Raw genomic sequence first — 16,952 nt, forward strand, 5'->3', positions numbered from 1 at the left:
CGGGCCCGACCGGACGGCGCCGGGCCCGCAGCAACCGGGTTCGGCGGGCGCGTCTCCGCGCACGGGCAAGAGGCGTCTCGGCCGGGCCCGGCGGAGACTCCACCCAGCCGCACGACCCGCGAGCCCGCCACCTCGGTCACTCGGGTCCTACCGCTCAGCGAGCAGACGGCACAGACGAGCGGAGGCCCCACGGAACCCCCCCCAGCCCGCCCTCCTCGGTCGCCTCGGTCTCCGGTCGACCGGGGAGGGCGGGCACAGCTGTGTAAGGTCGCCCGCCCTTCTCGGGTCCAGGGCCGCCACGGCTCGGCACGGCATGCCACCGCACGGCGCGCCACGGCTCGGCCTGGCCTCGCCGAGGTTCGGCCAGGGGCGGGCACGCTCGACGCCGAAGCGGGTCGAGAGGGCGTAGCTCGCGCTCGACGAGGAGGAGACAGCCGCCCCCGGATCGCCCAGCTGGGACGCACGCCGCCCGACATACGCCATGCCGCCGTCACGCACCTGGACACGAACCGCTGCGGCGGCCTTCCCGACCGGTGCCCAGGTGCATGTGCACGCCCCCGGCTTCCGCCACCCCTCGGCCCCGCAGGCGCACGAACCCCGCTGCGCCGCCTACGAGTTGGAGCTCCGGGAAGCGCGACCCCTCGCCGCAACCGACGTGATCGCCCCGTCGTCCTAGTGTTCGTGCCCCGCGCTCTCACCCGCCCATCGACCCGTACGCGGCGCCGGGCAGGTACCACGGCGCGATCCGGCGCCATCGTGCGCGTTCTGACCACACGCGCGAGCCATTCGGCAGGGACCGGCCGACGCGGTGCTGAAGGGTGAATGTGACGGGAACGCGCGCCCTGCCCGGTGCGTCGACTCGGGGCCGACGGCAAGCGGAACCGCCCTTACACTTTTGGCGACCACATCGGGGGAGTCGATATGGAAACGATCATCGTACAACCACCCGGTCCGTCGCGGCCGGATGCCGTCGACGCTGGCGGGCCCGAACTTCTGCACATGGGGCCGGGTGACGTGGCCGACTTCGGGCGCGGGCTGCCCGGCGGCCGGGGCGTCTCCATCGTCCTGCCCGACCCCGGGATCTCACGGCGGGCGGGGCGGCTGGAGGCGGCCGAGGACTACTGGCGGCTGTCGAACTTCAGCCGGGACACGGCGTACGTGGTCGAGAACCTGGAGGGGGCCGGCGAGTACATCACCGTCGCGCCCGGCCGGCTCGGCGCACCGGTGCCGTTCGAATTCTCCCGGGTGGTCCTGCCCGCGCTGAACGGGACCGTCGACTTCAAGGTGTTCGCCCCGCAGCACGCCTACCTGGACGAGCGGTCCGCGCCCGGTGGCGGGGAGCTGACCGTACATCCCTACGCGCTCGACACGACGGCGAAGTACTTCCTGGTGCTGGTGGCGCTGTGCGAGCCGCGGTTGCGTGATCCCTCGGACAGCGCCCTGCCGGGCGCCGGGGACATCGCGGAGCGGCTGCGCGCGCTGGAGAGCTGTCGGGGGCTGACCCGTTCCGCGGTGAACTACCACATCGACTACCTGGCCTTCACCAAGCTGCGCCTCGACATCGGCGAGGAGCCCGGAGCGGACGGCGGCGGCCGCACCGGCGCCAAGCGCGCCCGCCTCGCCTCCCTCGCCCTGCGCTTCGGCCTGGTGCGCGAGGAACACCTCGCCCTCCTGCCGCCTCGTCGGCGGACCGTGCAGCAGGAGAGCGGGACGTGACCTCCTCCGGCGCCGGGGAAGGCGCTCTGGAGGCACCGCGGCTGCCGGCCGGATTCCGCGTCGACGGCTGGGAGTTGGGCGCGGTCATCGGGTCGGGCGGCTGGGGAACGGTGTACGAGGCCCGGGCGGTGGCCGACGGCCCGACGGTCCGGGCGGTCGCCGACGGCACGACCGTGGCGGTGAAGGTGCTGCCGACCGGCGCCCTGGCACCCGGTCAGCGGGCCGCGCTCGGTGAACTGGTCGCGCGCGAGGTGCGGTTCAGTGCCGAGGCGGACCATCCCCACCTCGTGCGGACGCACGCCGTGTGCACCGTGGACGCGCCCGACCTGCCCGCACTGGACGGCGCGATAGCCCTCGTCATGGACCGCGCCGAGGCCAGTCTGCGTCAGGTGCTGGACGCCGCCGTGACCGGCCGCCCGATCCCGGACGCCGTGCGGATCCTGCGCGGCGTCGCCGCCGGGCTCTCCCATATGCACGACGCCGGCTGGGTGCACGGCGACCTCAAACCGGCCAACGTGCTGCTGGGCGCGGACCAAGGGGTCTGGCTCGCCGACTTCGGCCTGGCCACCGAACTGGAGGGCACGCACGCGTATGTGCCGCCGCTCGGCACGCTCGACCATGTGCCGCCCGAGTGGTGGTCACAACGCACCGGCGCGGACGGGACGGTGGTGCGCCCGACCGCCGACATCTGGGCCTTCGGCGTCCTCGCCCACCAGGTGCTCACCGGGGGCCTCCACCCGTTCCCCGGCGCCACCGCGCGCGCCCGTTCGCTCGCCGCCCAGACCTACGCCCGCGGCACCGCGCCGCTGCGTCTGGACGCCGGGCTCGAGGACGACTGGCGCCGTCTCATCGAGGACTGCCTGGCCCCCGACCACGCGGGACGCCTGCGCCACACCGCCGCGAGCCTGTCCGTCCGGATCGAGCAACTCGCCGTCCCGCGCCGCCGATACCGACCGCTGCCCGTCGCCGCGGTGGCGCTCGCCGCCCTGTCCGCCGCGGCCGTCGCGGGCACCGTGCTGCTCGGGGGCGGCGGAGGCGACGGTGGCGGTGACGAGGAGCGGGGCCGCACTGCCCCCGCCGTCGTCACCGGCGCCCGCAGCCCGGCGGCCACCGGTGAGATCCCGGCGGATTCCGACGTGCCCGAGGCCCTGCGGCCGGTCATCGTGAAGGCCGCCCACCGCTGCACCGACGCCGAGATCACCCCCGCGCTGCTCGCCGCCATGCTCAAGGCGGAGAGTGGGTTCGACGTGAACGCCGCCCGTCCCAAGAGCGAGGAGTACGGCATCGCCATGTGGACGCCGTCGGTGTTCCGGGCCTGGGCGGTGGACGGTGACGGTGACGGGGACAAGGACTACCGTTCGCCCCCGGACGCGATCTCCACGATGGCGGTGTACGTGTGCTGGCTCGACCAGCAGTTCAAGCAGGCGCACATGCCGGCCGAGGAGCTGCCCGCGCTGATCGCGGCCGGCTATCGCACCAGCGATCGCACCGTCATCTCGGAGGGCGGGGTCCCCGAGCGGGTGCGCCCGCACGTCGACAAGGTGCTCCGCTTCCTCGCCGCATACCAGCGCTGAGGAGGCGGAGCAGGCGTCCGGGACCGCTCAGCAGTCCTTCACGTCCGGCATCTTGTTGTCGGGCGAGGTGATGTAGACGTTGGAGATCCAGCCGCCGTACTGGGGGAGGTACGCCCACCAGTCGTTGCTGTACGGCGGCACCTGGACCTGCTGCCCCCGCGTCTGGCAGCCCACCAACACCTCGACACCGGCGGGGAGTTGAGTGAGCGCGGCATCGGCGGTCGACGGGTTGGGGCGGACGTTCACATGGTCGCTCCAGGTGCCGTACCACCACCCCGCCGGCCGGGTCGCCCCGGGAACGTTCAGGGAGCGGGTCAGCCGCCCGATGTCCGTGTAGGCCTTCCCGTACGACGTGCCGGCCGGATGGAGCGTGAACACGGCCACGATGGACCGGTCACCGGCCCCCACCGTGCCCGTGCTGTGCAGCGCGGGCCGGGTCAGATCCACGTCCGCGGCGGCGGCGGGGCTCGCCGTCCCTGTCGCGCTCGCGGTCCGCGCCGAGCCGCAGGTGCCCTTCTCGTAGGAGGAGCCCGCCCACCCCTGCTTCACCGCCCACGGCTTCTCGAACGCCCCGGCGATGCCGAAGTGCTGGTCGAAGCCGTCGGAGGCACAGCGGGTGGACTGGCGCAGGTTGCCCATGACGACGTCGCGTACAGCGCCGGGCGCCGAGTCCAGGAGGTAGCGGTAGATCGTCACGGTGTCGCGGGCGGAGAGTGCCGTGTAGCCCCAGTAGCCCGGGTAACCGCTGGGCGGCGGTGCGGTGTCGCGCAGGCCGAGGCGGCTCACCATGCGGGTGATGATCGCCGAACCGCCGTTGTTGGACCAATAGGTGTTGGCGGCGCTGTCGCTGCTGCTGCGCAGCATCGGCTCCAGCCATGCCCGGTCGGCGGCGGGCACGGTGTAGTCGGGGCCGCGGTTCCACAGGTAGTCCAGTGCCAGCAGCAGTTTGACGACGGAGGCGGACCGGAAGGTGGCCGCGGCGTTGAGCTGCTCGGTGAAGGTGCCGGTCTGCCGGTCGAAGACGGCGACCCCGGCGGTGACGCCGGCGGGCACCTGGACGGACGCGGCGTCGGCCGGTGCGGGGCGCCCGGCCGGGGCGTCGGCGGCAGCGGACCCCACCGCGCCACCGACCAGGAGCAGGGCGACCGTGGTCGCGAGCAGGCGGCGCCTCACAGGTCGTACCCCCGAGAGCCGAGCGCGTTGCCGGGCCGGAACGAGAGTCCGCGGCGGACGCGGGTGATCCGGACGCTGTCGAGGCCGACGTCGCCCGGCCTGTCGGTGAACGTGGGCAGCGTGGAGGGGAACGGGAGCATACGAGCCGTCGCTTCCTGTCTGTGGAGGGTGCCCCGCGATACCGCCGGGGCGTGGAAGACGACTCGAACCTTAGAAAAGGGAACGGTGCCCGCGGTCCTGACGGATGTCAGGGTGGCGCTCCCCGCTCCCGCTCCCCGCTCCCCGCTCCCCGCTCCACCGCCTCAGCCCGACAGCAGGCCGACCAGCGCCGCACCCGATGTCGTACGCCGGGCCACCACATGCTGTCCTCGGCGCTCCCGGGTGAGCAGACCGGCAGCCTCCAACTGGCCGCAGTGGTAGGTGACCGTCGCCGGCGTGCAGTTGAGCGCGGAGGCCAGCGAGCCCATGGTGCACGGGCGCACCAGCTCCCGCAGGATCCGCGCCCGCAGGGAGCCCACCATGAGCTTGAGCGGGTCCTTCGCGGGGGCGGCCTGCTCGGCCTTCCACAGCGTGTCCAGGCCGGGCACGGGATAGCCGAACCACACGGCGTCGCGGCGGTCGAAACTGAAGACCGAGGCCCCGTTGCCCGAGACGATCGGCACCAGCACCACGCGGCGGGTCCCCCGCTCGAACGTCTCGGGGTGCGGATCCGGCACGGACAGCGTCTGCCCGGAGAAACGGATCTTGGGTCCGAGTCCGGACAGGACCAGCGGCAGGGCGTTGCTGACGGCCGCCACCCCCACCCGCTCGGTCTCCCGGGCCAGCAGCGAGCCGGCCCGCGCCCAGATCGGCCCGAAAGCCTCCCACACGGCACCGAGAATGGCCGCGTAGGCATGGATGAAGGCCTTCGGCCGGTCGACGACCCCCTGCCACTGCCGAGGGACCGTCCCCGCGAAGTCCGTCTCCAGCTCCCGCAGCAGCACGTCGGAGGGGACCTCCGCCAGCCGTTCGAGCTGGACCGACAGGTCGGTCTCCCACAGCGGTGCCGTGGGGGTGAGGCAGTCGGGGACCATCGAGTACTCGCGGGCGAACAGCGGACGCAGCACCGCCTCGGCCCCCTCGGGCACCGCGGAGCGCAGCGCGCGCCGCCAGTTGGGGTGCACGCCTTGGGAACGGCCGCCCAGCGCATCCGCGACGAGCGACATCAGGGTGACGCCGGGCTGCGCCACGACGGACACCGGGACCGTCTCCAGCGGCCCCAGGCGCAATTCGGAGAACCGGGACATGAACACTCCCCATCGATGTACTGCCACCCCCTCTGACGCACGGGCACGGGCAAAAGTTTCGACCGGCCTCGGCAAAGACGCCGACCGGGACACGTTTTGAAGCCCTTCGAAATGCTGGGCAGCGCTCCCGACCCCGCACAGACTGTCTCCGACCACGGGGGCGGCGGCCGACCGACCGCGCACATCGCCGTGCCCCGCGCACCACACGTCACAGAGACGGGGCACTGAATGAATCTTCGACGCCGTGCCGGCACCGGGCTGTTCGCCGCGGCGGCGGCCCTGGCTGCCACGCTGGGCCTGGTGACTCCGGCCGAGGCCGCCATCCACGACTGCCGGGTGTCGGGCGACCGCGCGATCTGCGCGTACGTCACCGGCATCGACCCCGGCTCCTGGCTGCAGATGCGCACCGGCCCCGGATACAGCTACGCCGACGTGCCCAACGGCCGCCTGGGCAACGGGCAGGAAGTGGGCCTGGCCTGCTGGACCACGGGTGACGGGGCCACCGACAACCCGAACTACCGCTACTGGATGCGGGTCGACGTCGGTGTCCGCTCGGGCTTCGTCAACGACTGGTACCTGGACACCGGCAACCCGGACGTCTGGAAGCAGCGGATCCGGCAGTGCTGAAAGACCTGACCACGACACAGAGGGGGACCCCCATGAACTCCGTACGCAGCAAGATCCTCGGCTTCGCCACCGTCTTCGCGACCGCCGCGACCGTGATGGTCACGGCCGCCCCGGCGAACGCCGCGACCTACCCGTGCGAGAAGTCCGGTTCCATCATCCCCTGCACCACGGTCACCGGCATCGACCCGGGGTCCTGGCTCCAGGTGCGGACCGGCCCGGGCTACGGGTACGGCCCCATCGAGCAGGCGTACAGCCGCCTGTACAACGGCAACGAGGTCGGTCTGGACTGCTGGACGACGGGCGACGGCGCCGTCGACAACCCCAACTACCGCTACTGGATGAGGGTTGAACTCCCCAACAGCCGCAGTGGTTTCGTCAACGACTGGTACCTGAACAGCGGCAGCCCGGACGTGTGGAAGCAGCAGGTCGAACAGTGCCGCGCCAGCTGACGCGGCTGCCCGCTCCCGCCGCCCGGCGCACCGCTCAGCGAACTTGAGGAACTGACGTGACGTTGAACAACCGCCGGCGCCTGGCCGTCGGCGCCACCCTGATCGCCGCGCTCGCCGCCGGAGTGCTCCCCGCCGCCGGCGCGCACGCCGCGCCCGCCGCTCCCGGTGCCGTGCGGGACACCACGCCCGCCCCCGACATGGACGGCGTGTCCGCCGCGCTGAAGGCCGCCATGGCCCAGGGCGCCCCGGGAGCGATGGCCCGGTTCATCGGCCCCGGCGGCATCGAGACCCGGACCCTGGGCGTGCGCGACCGGGAGTCGGGCGCCGCCATGGACATCCGCGCCCGCTTCCGGATCGGAAGCGTGAGCAAGACCTTCTCCAGCGTGGTCCTGCTCCAGCTGGTGCAGGAAGGCAAGCTGGAGCTCGACGCCCCGGTGAACCGGTACCTGCCCGGGCTGCTGCCCGACGACCGGATCACGGTCCGTCATCTGCTCACCCACCGCAGCGGGCTGTGGGACTACACGAACGCGATGTTCGAGCAGACCGTCCCCGGCTTCGAGGCGGTGCGCAACCGGGTCTTCAGCTACCAGGAGCTGGTGGATCTCTCGCTGAAGGAGCCCCGCACCACCGAGCCCGGTGTGTCGTACCAGTACTCCAACACGAACTTCGTGGTCGTGGGCATGCTCATCGAGAAGCTCACCGGGAAGCCGGTCGCCACCGAGTACCAGCGCCGCATCATCGAGCCGCTGGGCCTGCGCCACACCTCGTACGTCCACCCCGACGTCCACATCAAGGGGCTGCACGTCCGCGGTTACCTGCATCCCGACGAGGAGGGCGGCCCGCTGGTCGACTCCACCGAGCAGACGGTGTCCTGGGCGCGGTCGGCGGGGGCGGTCATCTCCAACCCGACCGACCTGAACCTCTTCGTGATCGCGCTGATGCGGGGCAAGCTGCTCTCGCCGAAGATGCTGGAGGCGATGACCACCGTCACGCCGACCGACACCACCAACACCCGCTTCTACGGCCTCGGCCTGCGCCGCTACGACCTGTCCTGCGGTACCCAGGTCTACGGCCACACCGGCACCGTGCAGGGCTACTACACCTACGCCTTCGCCACCCGCGACGGCCGCCGCAGCCTCTCGGCGATGGCCAACACCTCGAACAAGGGGTCCGCCAACACCGCGCTCGGCGGCACGCTCGAGGCGGCGTTCTGCGGCAAGAAGCCGGCCGCGACGGCGTCGTCGTCCGCGCGGACCGGGTCGTCGGTGCTCCCGGCCGAGTCGGACCTCGCCGAGCACCGCTGACGGTCGGGGCCCCCGGGGCCACCCTGACGCGGACGTCATGGTGGCCCCATCGCCCTCATACGGCGACGAGCTTCTCGAAGAAGAACTCGTGCTTCAGGAACGAGGTCTCGTGCTCCGCCCCCGGGTACGGGGGGATGAGCTGGGAGGCCTGCAAGAGCCGCCAGCCGTCGAGCAGGGCGGCGACCCCGTCGCGGTACGGGGGTTCGTCGCCGTCGCCGGTGGTGGGGCGGGTGGTGCCGGTGCCGTCGTAGCGGGCCCAGCCGACCACGTCCGAGTCGAGCGCGGAGGTGGCCAGGTACAGGACGAGGACCTGCTGGCGGGTGGTGCTCGGCGCCATGCCGTTCGTCTCGCGGTCCGTGACGGTCATACCTGGCTCCTCAGGGCGGGCCGGTTGGAGATACGGGTGGCCCAGTGGTCGATGTCGAACTCGGGGTCGGCGGTCAGGGCACGCCACAGCCGGATCCGGTTGTGGATCTCCAGCCGCCCGGTCGCCGGTTCGTACCAGGGGAACGTGTTCCGCAGCTCCGAGGCCACGTCCGGGTAGTCCAGATCCGCGGTGTCCCACAACCGGACCTGGGGCACGGTCGGGTTGAAGCGGATCTTGTACATGTGGCGGGCCGTGTCACTGTCGTTGCGCCGCCCGCCGTGCCAGATGCCGTGGTGCAGCAGCATGACGGTGCCCGCGGGACAGGTCAGCCGGGTCTGGCCGAGAAGGTTCTGATAGCGGCCGGTGTCGGACTCGTTGGTGCGGCGCAGATGGCTGCCCGGCACGACGAGCGTGCCGCCCATGTCGGCGGTGACCTCCTGCGGGTAGTACATGAGCTGCACGTCGAAGGCGTCGGTCCGCACATCGATCAGGGCGTCGGCGTGCAGTGGCTGCGCGCTGCCCTCGCGGGGCAGGCGGGTGTGCACGAAGTGGTGGTCCACGGTCGGGTCCGGACCCACCAGACTCTCCAACGCCCCTGCCACCGCGGGGAGTTCGACCAGCCGGCGGGCGAAGGAGCCCTCGGGGAACGCCTTCGGCACAGGGGTGCCGTACGGCACGGTAGGCAGCCCGGCGGCGAACACACCGGGTGCCTCCTCGTTCATCTCCTGGGGCACGATGCCGTCGAGGCGCAGGAAACCATGGGACACGAACCGTGCCACCTGGACGGAGTTCAGCAGCTGTCGTGTGGTTGACATACGACGACCGTAGGAGTCACCCGCGGAGCTGTCGTGGGTTGTAATCGGCGACTACTGGTAATTTTCCGCCATGCGGCACGAAGTGGAACTTGTCCTGGACCTCCCGCCCGAGGTGGCGAACGCGGGCGTGGGAGTGCACGGGGCGGCCGGACCGCACGAGGTGTTCCGGCTGCCGCGGCTGTGGCAGCTCCACCTCTACACCTACAGCGGCACTCTGGAGTTCGGCGGTGTCACGCACCCCATCCGCCCCGGCCATCTGAGCCTGGTGCCGCCCGACACCGAGGTGCACTTCCACTACGACGCCCCGCGCAGCGAGCACCTCTACGCCCACTTCCGGCTGCCGGGCACCGGAGAGCGACGCCGTGTCCCCGCGATGCAGGACGCCGGCGGCGACGCGGCGGTGCTGAGCGGACTGCTGCGGCAGACGGTCGCGGCGAGCGCGCAGTCCCCGGTGCGGGCCTCGGCGGAACTGTGGGCGGTGCTGTGGCGGATGACCACCCTGACCGGTTCCTCGGCGGACCGCGCGGGCCCCCGGCACCCCGCCCTCCAGGCGGCCATGGCCCATGTCGAGGAGCACCTGGCCGGCCCACTGAACATCCCCGACGTGGCCCGCGCCGCAGGCGTCTCGCACACCCACCTGACCCGGCTCTTCCGCGAGGACACCGGGCGGACGGTCGTCGGCTACATCAGACACCGCCGCATGGAGCGCGCCCGCCACCTCCTGATCGCCTCCACCCTGGCCATCCCGGCGATCGCGGCCGCCGTCGGCATCGGTGACCTACAGGCCTTCAACAAGACCTGCCGCCGGGAACTGGGCGCCTCACCACGCGCGGTGCGACAGGCGGCGAGCGGCTGAGCACCCGCCCCGGGAGGCGCCCCGACGGGCGGACGCGTGGAGGGGCGGAAGGGAGGCAAACCCAGGTGCGTACGGTGTCCCGGCCGTGCCACGATGGCGGCGGGAAGCGAGGTGCCGTGGACGAGTTGGGGTGTTTTCGCCGCTCGGTCATCGCCTGGGCGGCCGGCGGGCCGGAGGCGGACGAAGCCGCCGCGGCGTCGCGGGAACTGGCCGACGGCGTAAGGACGGTCGTCCTCGTCGAGGGCGCCAGCGATCAGCTGGCCCTGGAGACGCTCGCCCGGCGTCACGGCCGCGACCTGGACGCGGAGGGCATCGCGGTCGTCCCGCTCGGAGGCGCCACGAACATCGGACGCTTCCTGGACGTGTGCGGCCCGGCGGGTCTGGGGCTGCCGCTCGCCGGTCTCTGCGACATCGGCGAGGAACGGCACTTCCGCCGCCATCTGGAGCGCGTCGGTCTGACGACCGCGCACTCACCGGCCGGACCGGAGGCGCTCGGGTTCCACGTGTGCGTGGCCGACCTGGAGGACGAGCTGATCCGCGCCCTCGGGGCCGACGCCGTGCGGCAGGTCATCGAGACCCAGGGGGAGACCCGCCCCTTCCTCACCTTCCAGGGTCAACCGGCCCAGCGCGAACGGCCCGTCGAGCACCAACTGCGCCGCTTCATGGGCACCCACAGCGGCCGCAAGGCCCTCTACGCCCAGGCACTCGTCGCACACCTGGACCTCGACCGCGTCCCCGGGCCGCTGGACCGTCTCCTCGCGCACGTCTGACCGGCGATCCCGACTCCCCGGACGCGTGGACTGCCCCCGTCGATCACTCCGCCTGCACCCGGCGAGCGGTGGCGAACCGGCGTTGGTAGGCGGCGGGACTGATGGACAACTCCCGTGCGAACACGCGGCGCAGGCTCTCGTAGCTCGGGAAGCCCGCCAGGGACGCGGCCTGCGTCGCCGTGTGCCCCTGGTCGAGAAGTGACTTGGCGATGTCGAAGCGGATCGACTCCACGTATCGGCCCGGCGTGGTGCCCAGTTCCTCGCGGAACAGCCGGGTCAGGTGGCGCGTGCTGACGTTGAGCCGCCCGGCGAGCTCGGTCAGGGAGTAGTCGCCCGCGGGGTCTGCCGTGACCAGGTCGACGATCCTGCGCAGGGCGGGTGACCGGGGCGGCGGGCCTTGCAGGGGTGCGGAGAACTGCGACTGGCCTCCCGCCCGGTGCAGGTACACCACCAGGGAGCGGGCCACCTCCCGGCTCAGGTCGGGGCCGTGGTCCTCCTCGACGAGGGCGAGGGCGAGATCGATGCCCGCGGTGACCCCCGCCGACGTGTAGACCCTGCCGTCGCGGACGTAGATGGCGTCGGGTTCGACGCGGGTCCTCGGGTGCCGGGCAGCGAGTTCGCCCGCGATCTTCCAGTGGGTGGTCGCTCGCCGGCCGTCCAGCAGGCCCGTCGCGCCCAGGACGAACGCGCCGGAGCACACGGAGGCGACCCGGTCTGCGCGCCCTGCCAGGTCCCTCGCGGCTTCGGTGAGGTCGTGGCCGACCGGGGTCCTGGGGTAGACGTCCCCGCCCGGCATCAGGAAGGTGTCCGGGACCGGTTCGTCGGCGGCGCTGCCGTCGACGGCGATGCGCATGCCGATCGAGGAGACGACGTCGGCGCCGGTCGCCGACACCAGCGTGATCCGGTAGTCGGCGCCGAGCAGGTTCGCCTCTCCGAACACCTCGGCGGGCCCGGCGACGTCCAGCAACTTGACCCCGTCGTAGACGAGGATCGCGACCCGGTGCATGGCTGAGCTCACAGCCCCCTTCTGGGATGACCCGATTCGAGTGGCTCATGGCCGGACCAAGGCGGCGCCGCAGGCCGCGTGGGCGGCACGGTGGAGAACGGACGCACGGTCCTCTCCCCGTACATCGCATCGGAAAGCGCGGACACCATGACCGACATCATCGCAGGGGTGGAAATTCCCGGGACCGCGGCTGTCGCGGAGGCCACGGACTTTCTCCGTGAAAGGACGAACCCTTTGCTCTACCACCACTCCCGGCGGGTGTTTCTCTTCGGTTCCCTGCACGCGCGGGCCATGGACCTGACGCCGGATCCCGAGTTGCTCTACATCTCGGCGATCTTCCATGACACGGGCCTTCTGATCCCGTTCTCCGGCACACAGCAGCGCTTCGAACTGGACGGAGCCGACCACGCGCGGAAGTTCCTCCTCGACCGCGGGTTCTCCGAGAGCGCCGCCGAGGTGGTCTGGAGGGCTGTCGCCCTGCACACCACGCCGGGAATCCCGGGCCGGATGGAACCCGAGGTCGCCGTCACGAACTACGGCGTGCTGACCGACGCCCTCGGCTGGGGGCTGGACGAGCTGCCGGGCGACCGGCTGGAGGAGATCGTGGCCGCTCATCCGCGCGGTGATTTCAAGAAGGATTTCCTCCAGGCATTCGTCGACGGCCTCAAAGACCGCCCCGACACCACCTACGGAACCATCAACGCGGATGTCCTGGAGCATTTCGTTCCCGGTTTCCGCCGTGCCTCCATGGTGGAGCGCATCATCGACGCTCCCTGGCCACGGTGATCGGACCGCGGCGCGGATCGATCCGATTTCGGCCAGAATTCCCGCCGGTTCTCCCGGTCGTCACACACCAAGAAAGGAATGACCGGAACTGCATCTGGTCGAAGGCCACGATGACGACGGCCTGGCCGTCCGTCGCCGCTACTCCGCCCACGGTGAGTCGAGGATGGTGCGGACGAAGTCGCCGCGCCGGAACCCCGGGGCGTAGTGCTCGAGCACATCGGCCTTGACGTTGCCGAAGGTGGTCTCCGGCCTCGGGCGAAGGCCGTCGGTGAAGGCGCCAAGGATGCGTCGCTTGAAGTCGGGGCGGGGATGCAGGGCGACGATGTCCTGACGGTCGATGTCGGAGATGTCCGCGTACCCGATGCCGAGGACGTCGTACTCCACGCCCGCGGTCACGAGCGCGACCTCCGGTTCCATGAACTCGGGGATGCCGGGAGTGGTGTGCAGCGCGATGGCGGTCCACACCCGGCGCACGCTGTCCTCGGGCACGCCGTACGACTGAAGGAAACGACGGGCCTCGTCGGCGCTGTCGACCTCGAAGCGCCGTCCACTGCCGCGGAACCGCTCGTTCAGGCCGAGGTCGTGGAACATGGCGCCGACGTACAGCAGCTCCGGGTCGAAGCTCAGGTCCCGGTTGCGGCCCTGGAGACTGCCGAAGAAGTACACGCGGCGCGAGTGGTGGTAGATCAGCTCACTGGTGCTGTCACGGACCAGCTCCGTCGCCTCGCGGGCCAGCTTCGTGTCGGGCACCTGGATCCCGGACGTGGGGGTCGTGTCCGTGGGCATGGCGGGTCACCTCGTTCAGTGCGGATGCGGGCGCCGGGATGTCGGCGCGCAACCAGTGTTCTGCGCGGGGAGCCGTGCCGGCCATGTCCGTCGAGCCATGTATCCCTCGGATACGGACATGGTCCGCCGGAGAGCGAAGCACTTAATGAGGTGCCCGTGGCCCGCGGCCTGCACTACGGTTGGCCGTGGTTCAGGTGCGACGGCTGCGGCTACTTCTCCTGTAAAGAGAGCAACGCGGGTTCGAATCCCGTCGCCGGCTTCGGCCGGTGTCGTCCAGCGGCCCAGGACGCTTATGTGCCGCCGCCGAACTTGATCTCTGAACCTCTGACGGCATCAGCCGCCCGCCGCGTGGGAGAGCGGGCGGGCGGCTCGCCGGATCTCACCCCCCGCCTTGAGGCCGTCGTTCAGTGACGGCGATACCCGGCCGTACGGCCGACCGTCGCGGCCAGCTTGCGCAAGGTGCGCCAGTCCAGGCGGGGTTGCGGTCGGACCACCCCCGGGCGCCTGCGGGGCACGCGGACGCGGAGTACGCCGGGTGCGATACGGCAGCGGACCGGCGAGGGAAGGACGAGCGCCTCTCCGTCGAGGCCCACCTCCACCTCCCCGCCGTCCGCTTCGACGACGACCTCGCGGGCGGTCAGGACGGTGAGCGCGGCGGGCTCCGGGCCCAGCAGCAGCGCGGCGGCGTCGGCCGCGCCCTCCACTCGTATCCCGAGGACCCCGAGAGCCCCGGAGTCGAGCCGGTCGCGTCGGCCGAACCCGAAGGGATCGCCGGTCCGGTAGGGGTTGTTGCTCACCAGGACCGCCTGCGGGGACTCGAGTACGGTGTCCCCCGCCCGCACGACGAGCCGCGCGCCCTGCTGCCCGGTGAGCAGGTCGGGCAACAGCTCCAGGCTGGTGCCGATCTTGTCGTCGCGGTAGGAGGGGCTCTGCACGATCGCCGCGTACGCGCCGAAGGAGGCGTTGTTGACGAACGGGCGGTCGCCGGCGAAACCGAGGTCGACGCGCAGCTCGACACCGTCCCTGAGCGCGTCGAGGCAGGCACCGGGGTCCTCACGGTCGAGGCCGAGGTCCAGGGCGAAGTGGTTGCGGGTGCCGGCGCTGATCACGAGGAACGGCAGGCCGTGCTCGGCGGCGACGGCCGCGACCAGCGCCTGCGTCCCGTCGCCACCCGCGGCACCGAGCAGATCCGCGCCCTCCGCGACGGCCTGGCGGGCCAGCGCCGTGACGTCCTGACGGTCGTCGGGATCGAGCAGCACCACCCGCGCGCCGAGCCGCTCGGCCTTCTCCTTCAGCCCGAAGCGGTCCACCTTGCCCCCGCCCGAACGCGGGTTCATGATCAGGAACGGTCGGCGCGGCGGGGGCGTACGGCGTTCCTTTCTCCGTATGCGATGGGTGCCGGCGTCCCGCAGCGCGTACCGGCCGCTCCACACGGCCACGCTCCACAGCGCCAGCGACACCGGCAGAGCCCAGAACAGGGTGGTGGCGAACAGGGCGATCAGCCCGGCGGGGACGGCCAGTGTCAGCAGGCCGGCCGCCCACCGCAACGGTCCCCGCAGCGTCAGCGCCCACCACAGCGCCGCTGCGGCCATCGCCAGGCCGAGGGCCCCGCACACCAGCAGCAGCAGACCGGCCAGGCCGCCGTATCCCAGGGGGACCAGGACCGCGAGGACCGCGGCGGCCAGCGCGGCCCTCGCCGCCCACCGCTGTGCCCGGTACGCCCGCGCGCTCACATCCACGACCCGCCACCTCTCACACCACAGGACATCCGCCTGGACCCAGTACGACGGAACACTGGCAGATCCTCTGGGGATCCTCTGCCCCGGTAGGGCCCGCACGCACTTCGTCACCGCCGCCGCCCTTACGGTGACGGCGAGCGACGGCCGGTCTGTCGGCGCCGGACGCGGGCAGCAGCACCCCATGACACCCGCATCGCGCTGCACGCTGGCCGCGACCACGCTCGACGCCCCCGACCCGCATGAGCTGGCGCGGTTCTACCGGAGCCTGCTGGGGTGGCTGCTGCGGAAGGAGGAAGCGGACTGGGTCGAGATCGCGCCGCCCGACGGCGGTGCCGGACTGTCGTTCCAGGCGGCGCCGCACTTCACCCGCCCGCGCTGGCCCGCCACGCGGTCCGAGCAGCAGATGATGATGCACCTGGACATCGAGGTGGCGGATCTGCCGTCCGCCGTCGAGCACGCTGTCGCGCTGGGGGCGACCGTGGCGGACTTCCAGCCCCAGACCGACGTGCGTGTCCTGTGCGACCCGGCGGGCCACCCGTTCTGCCTCTTCACCCGCACGGTCCCGAGCGCCTGACGGGCCCTTGCCGGCGCCGTTGCCGGTCCGGGTATGGGCGGCGGTCAGGCGCATGGGTGACTCGGCGCCCTCCGCGCGGGTAGCCGGGGCCGAACGCCGGAAGAACAGACATGAGCACGCATTCCTCCGGCGAAAGGGAGACGCGCATGTCCGAGTGGCGAGGCTCACGGGACCGCGCGATGAGGCCGGCCGTCGAGGAGCCGATCCCTTCGCAGCCGCGCCGGTTCTACGACGGTGGCGTGGACGCGGTCGACGGGCAACCGGCGGCCCCGCCCGACCCCGGCCGCGATCCGCGGATCGAGCTGGTCCGGGTCATCGAGGACGGCTGCGAGACGTTCTGGATGCGGCGCCGTATCGCCTACCTGGACCGGCACCTCGGTGAGCTGCTCGTGCCCGGGGAGACGCGCACGTTCCGCAGCGATCTGACCTCGGTGCCCGCGTTCTTCACCTGGCTGGTGCCGAAGACCGGGGAGCACCTTCCCGCGACGCTGCTGCACGACGGGCTGATCCACTGGCCGGGCGCCCCGACGTACCTCTCGACCGACGGGCACACGGTTCGGCGTGCGGACGCCGACCGGGTCCTGCGTGACGCGATGGCGGACGCCGGGACGGGCGTGATCCGGCGCTGGCTGATCTGGTCGGCGGTGGCCACGGCGACGATGTTCAGCGGCGCGGGCACGGGGTGGTCCACGGCACGCGCGTGGCGCTACCGCGTGACGGCGGCCCTGACACTGCTGTTGGTCGTCGCGCTGGGCGTCTGGGCGAGCGCCGACCTCCTCGACGTCACGCCCTCCGGCTTTCCGGAGCTGCCCTGGATGGCGGACCGGTCCTGGCCGGTGGAGCTGGCCGGAGGGTTGTCGGGCGCGATCGTGATCCCGTTGGCACTGGCGCTCCTGTGGGGACGGTTCCGGATCGCCGGCGCCGTCGTGGGTGTGAGCCTGGCGCTCCTGCTGCACGTCACGGCCGTCCTGCTGACCCTCACCGGCCTCTACCAGGCATTGGAGTGGCTCACCGCGAAGGCACCGAGGCTGGCATTCGCACTGGCGTGGGCAGGGGTGCCGGTGGTGTTGCTCCTGTTCGCCGCGGTGCTCCTCGGGAGGTGAACTCCCTGACATCTGTCAGGG

Annotated in this window: 18 protein-coding genes and 1 tRNA gene; 11 read left to right on the forward strand and 8 right to left on the reverse strand. The window is 71.9% G+C overall.

Annotated features, from left to right (window positions below):
• The first annotated feature begins 921 nt into the window (after positions 1 to 921).
• The gene (locus tag ACZ56U_RS04055; protein ID WP_469082459.1) at positions 922 to 1,716 is read left to right on the forward strand and encodes a serine/threonine protein kinase; all 795 of its coding nucleotides are present in this window, start codon (positions 922 to 924) and stop codon (positions 1,714 to 1,716) included.
• Entirely contained in the window at positions 1,713 to 3,290 is a 1,578-nt protein-coding gene (locus ACZ56U_RS04060; RefSeq protein WP_469082460.1) for a serine/threonine-protein kinase, read from the forward strand. Before ACZ56U_RS04055 ends, ACZ56U_RS04060 begins: the two co-directional genes overlap by 4 nt.
• A 27-nt stretch (positions 3,291 to 3,317) precedes the next feature.
• On the opposite strand, the gene ACZ56U_RS04065 is transcribed toward ACZ56U_RS04060, so the two are convergent.
• From ACZ56U_RS04065 to ACZ56U_RS04075, 3 genes are all read right to left on the reverse strand, one after another.
• Complete coding sequence (locus tag ACZ56U_RS04065) at positions 3,318 to 4,463, reverse strand: hypothetical protein (RefSeq protein WP_469082461.1); 1,146 nt, start codon at positions 4,461 to 4,463, stop codon at positions 3,318 to 3,320.
• Positions 4,460 to 4,603 carry a hypothetical protein gene (locus ACZ56U_RS04070; protein ID WP_469082462.1) on the reverse strand — a complete coding sequence of 48 codons (144 nt, stop codon included), beginning with the start codon at positions 4,601 to 4,603 and terminating at the stop codon, positions 4,460 to 4,462. The genes ACZ56U_RS04065 and ACZ56U_RS04070 overlap by 4 nt, the downstream gene beginning before the upstream one ends.
• Before the next feature lie 162 nt (positions 4,604 to 4,765).
• Complete coding sequence (locus ACZ56U_RS04075; protein ID WP_469082463.1) at positions 4,766 to 5,749, reverse strand: ArsR/SmtB family transcription factor; 984 nt, start codon at positions 5,747 to 5,749, stop codon at positions 4,766 to 4,768.
• A 228-nt stretch (positions 5,750 to 5,977) separates the two neighbouring features.
• Here ACZ56U_RS04075 and ACZ56U_RS04080 point away from each other — a divergent pair, with 228 nt between their 5' ends.
• Genes ACZ56U_RS04080 through ACZ56U_RS04090 form a run of 3 tightly spaced genes read left to right on the forward strand, consistent with a single transcriptional unit; the run spans position 5,978 to position 8,129 of the window.
• Positions 5,978 to 6,376 carry an SH3 domain-containing protein gene (locus ACZ56U_RS04080; protein ID WP_469082464.1) on the forward strand — a complete coding sequence of 133 codons (399 nt, stop codon included), beginning with the start codon at positions 5,978 to 5,980 and terminating at the stop codon, positions 6,374 to 6,376.
• Between the two features lie 32 nt (positions 6,377 to 6,408).
• Positions 6,409 to 6,825, forward strand: a complete 417-nt coding sequence (locus tag ACZ56U_RS04085) for an SH3 domain-containing protein (RefSeq protein WP_469082465.1) — start codon at positions 6,409 to 6,411, stop codon at positions 6,823 to 6,825.
• A 56-nt stretch (positions 6,826 to 6,881) separates the two neighbouring features.
• Complete coding sequence (locus ACZ56U_RS04090) at positions 6,882 to 8,129, forward strand: serine hydrolase domain-containing protein (protein WP_469082466.1); 1,248 nt, start codon at positions 6,882 to 6,884, stop codon at positions 8,127 to 8,129.
• 55 nt (positions 8,130 to 8,184) lie between these two features.
• Here the strand turns inward: ACZ56U_RS04090 and ACZ56U_RS04095 are convergent, their stop codons facing one another.
• Together ACZ56U_RS04095 and ACZ56U_RS04100 are read right to left on the reverse strand one after the other, a co-directional pair.
• Positions 8,185 to 8,496, reverse strand: coding sequence for a hypothetical protein (locus ACZ56U_RS04095; RefSeq protein ID WP_469082467.1), 312 nt, complete (start codon positions 8,494 to 8,496; stop codon positions 8,185 to 8,187).
• The gene (locus ACZ56U_RS04100) at positions 8,493 to 9,311 is read right to left on the reverse strand and encodes a phytanoyl-CoA dioxygenase family protein (RefSeq protein ID WP_469082468.1); all 819 of its coding nucleotides are present in this window, start codon (positions 9,309 to 9,311) and stop codon (positions 8,493 to 8,495) included. The genes ACZ56U_RS04095 and ACZ56U_RS04100 overlap by 4 nt, the downstream gene beginning before the upstream one ends.
• 70 nt (positions 9,312 to 9,381) lie before the next feature.
• Here ACZ56U_RS04100 and ACZ56U_RS04105 point away from each other — a divergent pair, with 70 nt between their 5' ends.
• Together ACZ56U_RS04105 and ACZ56U_RS04110 are read left to right on the forward strand one after the other, a co-directional pair.
• Positions 9,382 to 10,167: an AraC family transcriptional regulator gene (locus ACZ56U_RS04105; protein WP_469082469.1), complete on the forward strand. Its 786-nt coding sequence runs from the start codon at positions 9,382 to 9,384 to the stop codon at positions 10,165 to 10,167.
• A gap of 116 nt (positions 10,168 to 10,283) precedes the next feature.
• A complete protein-coding gene (locus ACZ56U_RS04110) occupies positions 10,284 to 10,937 on the forward strand; it encodes a TOPRIM nucleotidyl transferase/hydrolase domain-containing protein (RefSeq protein ID WP_469082470.1) in 654 nt (217 codons plus the stop codon).
• 43 nt (positions 10,938 to 10,980) lie between these two features.
• Here ACZ56U_RS04110 and ACZ56U_RS04115 read toward each other — a convergent pair whose 3' ends face one another.
• Positions 10,981 to 11,955, reverse strand: coding sequence for a GlxA family transcriptional regulator (locus ACZ56U_RS04115; RefSeq protein ID WP_469082471.1), 975 nt, complete (start codon positions 11,953 to 11,955; stop codon positions 10,981 to 10,983).
• Positions 11,956 to 12,090: 135 nt separating this feature from the next.
• On the opposite strand from ACZ56U_RS04115, the gene ACZ56U_RS04120 reads away from it, so the two are divergent.
• Entirely contained in the window at positions 12,091 to 12,729 is a 639-nt protein-coding gene (locus tag ACZ56U_RS04120; RefSeq protein WP_469082840.1) for an HD domain-containing protein, read from the forward strand.
• A gap of 138 nt (positions 12,730 to 12,867) precedes the next feature.
• Here the strand turns inward: ACZ56U_RS04120 and ACZ56U_RS04125 are convergent, their stop codons facing one another.
• Positions 12,868 to 13,515, reverse strand: a complete 648-nt coding sequence (locus tag ACZ56U_RS04125; protein ID WP_469082472.1) for an HD domain-containing protein — start codon at positions 13,513 to 13,515, stop codon at positions 12,868 to 12,870.
• Between the two features lie 182 nt (positions 13,516 to 13,697).
• Here ACZ56U_RS04125 and ACZ56U_RS04130 point away from each other — a divergent pair.
• A tRNA-Tyr gene (locus ACZ56U_RS04130) sits at positions 13,698 to 13,774 on the forward strand.
• A 145-nt stretch (positions 13,775 to 13,919) separates the two neighbouring features.
• Here ACZ56U_RS04130 and ACZ56U_RS04135 read toward each other — a convergent pair.
• Positions 13,920 to 15,254 (reverse strand): diacylglycerol/lipid kinase family protein, encoded by a 1,335-nt coding sequence (locus ACZ56U_RS04135; RefSeq protein ID WP_469082473.1) that lies wholly within the window; start codon positions 15,252 to 15,254, stop codon positions 13,920 to 13,922.
• Positions 15,255 to 15,435: 181 nt separating this feature from the next.
• Here ACZ56U_RS04135 and ACZ56U_RS04140 point away from each other — a divergent pair, with 181 nt between their 5' ends.
• Together ACZ56U_RS04140 and ACZ56U_RS04145 are read left to right on the forward strand one after the other, a co-directional pair.
• Positions 15,436 to 15,828, forward strand: a complete 393-nt coding sequence (locus ACZ56U_RS04140) for a VOC family protein (protein ID WP_469082474.1) — start codon at positions 15,436 to 15,438, stop codon at positions 15,826 to 15,828.
• 146 nt (positions 15,829 to 15,974) lie between these two features.
• Entirely contained in the window at positions 15,975 to 16,931 is a 957-nt protein-coding gene (locus ACZ56U_RS04145) for a DUF1353 domain-containing protein (RefSeq protein WP_469082475.1), read from the forward strand.
• Positions 16,932 to 16,952: the final 21 nt, after the last annotated feature.

It is taken from the genome of Streptomyces sp. NPDC034103 (assembly GCF_055575395.1).

What these genes read in the sequence shown, in the direction of transcription:
- ACZ56U_RS04095 (WP_469082467.1), bottom strand. Translation starts at nt 8,496, where the DNA reads ATGACCGTCACGGACCGCGAGACGAACGGCATGGCGCCGAGCACCACC.
- ACZ56U_RS04100 (WP_469082468.1), bottom strand. Translation starts at nt 9,311, where the DNA reads ATGTCAACCACACGACAGCTGCTGAACTCCGTCCAGGTGGCACGGTTC.
- ACZ56U_RS04125 (WP_469082472.1), bottom strand. Translation starts at nt 13,515, where the DNA reads ATGCCCACGGACACGACCCCCACGTCCGGGATCCAGGTGCCCGACACG.
- ACZ56U_RS04080 (WP_469082464.1), top strand. Translation starts at nt 5,978, where the DNA reads ATGAATCTTCGACGCCGTGCCGGCACCGGGCTGTTCGCCGCGGCGGCG.
- ACZ56U_RS04145 (WP_469082475.1), top strand. Translation starts at nt 15,975, where the DNA reads ATGTCCGAGTGGCGAGGCTCACGGGACCGCGCGATGAGGCCGGCCGTC.
- ACZ56U_RS04070 (WP_469082462.1), bottom strand. Translation starts at nt 4,603, where the DNA reads ATGCTCCCGTTCCCCTCCACGCTGCCCACGTTCACCGACAGGCCGGGC.
- ACZ56U_RS04055 (WP_469082459.1), top strand. Translation starts at nt 922, where the DNA reads ATGGAAACGATCATCGTACAACCACCCGGTCCGTCGCGGCCGGATGCC.
- ACZ56U_RS04105 (WP_469082469.1), top strand. Translation starts at nt 9,382, where the DNA reads ATGCGGCACGAAGTGGAACTTGTCCTGGACCTCCCGCCCGAGGTGGCG.
- ACZ56U_RS04140 (WP_469082474.1), top strand. Translation starts at nt 15,436, where the DNA reads ATGACACCCGCATCGCGCTGCACGCTGGCCGCGACCACGCTCGACGCC.
- ACZ56U_RS04075 (WP_469082463.1), bottom strand. Translation starts at nt 5,749, where the DNA reads ATGTCCCGGTTCTCCGAATTGCGCCTGGGGCCGCTGGAGACGGTCCCG.
- ACZ56U_RS04120 (WP_469082840.1), top strand. Translation starts at nt 12,091, where the DNA reads ATGACCGACATCATCGCAGGGGTGGAAATTCCCGGGACCGCGGCTGTC.
- ACZ56U_RS04085 (WP_469082465.1), top strand. Translation starts at nt 6,409, where the DNA reads ATGAACTCCGTACGCAGCAAGATCCTCGGCTTCGCCACCGTCTTCGCG.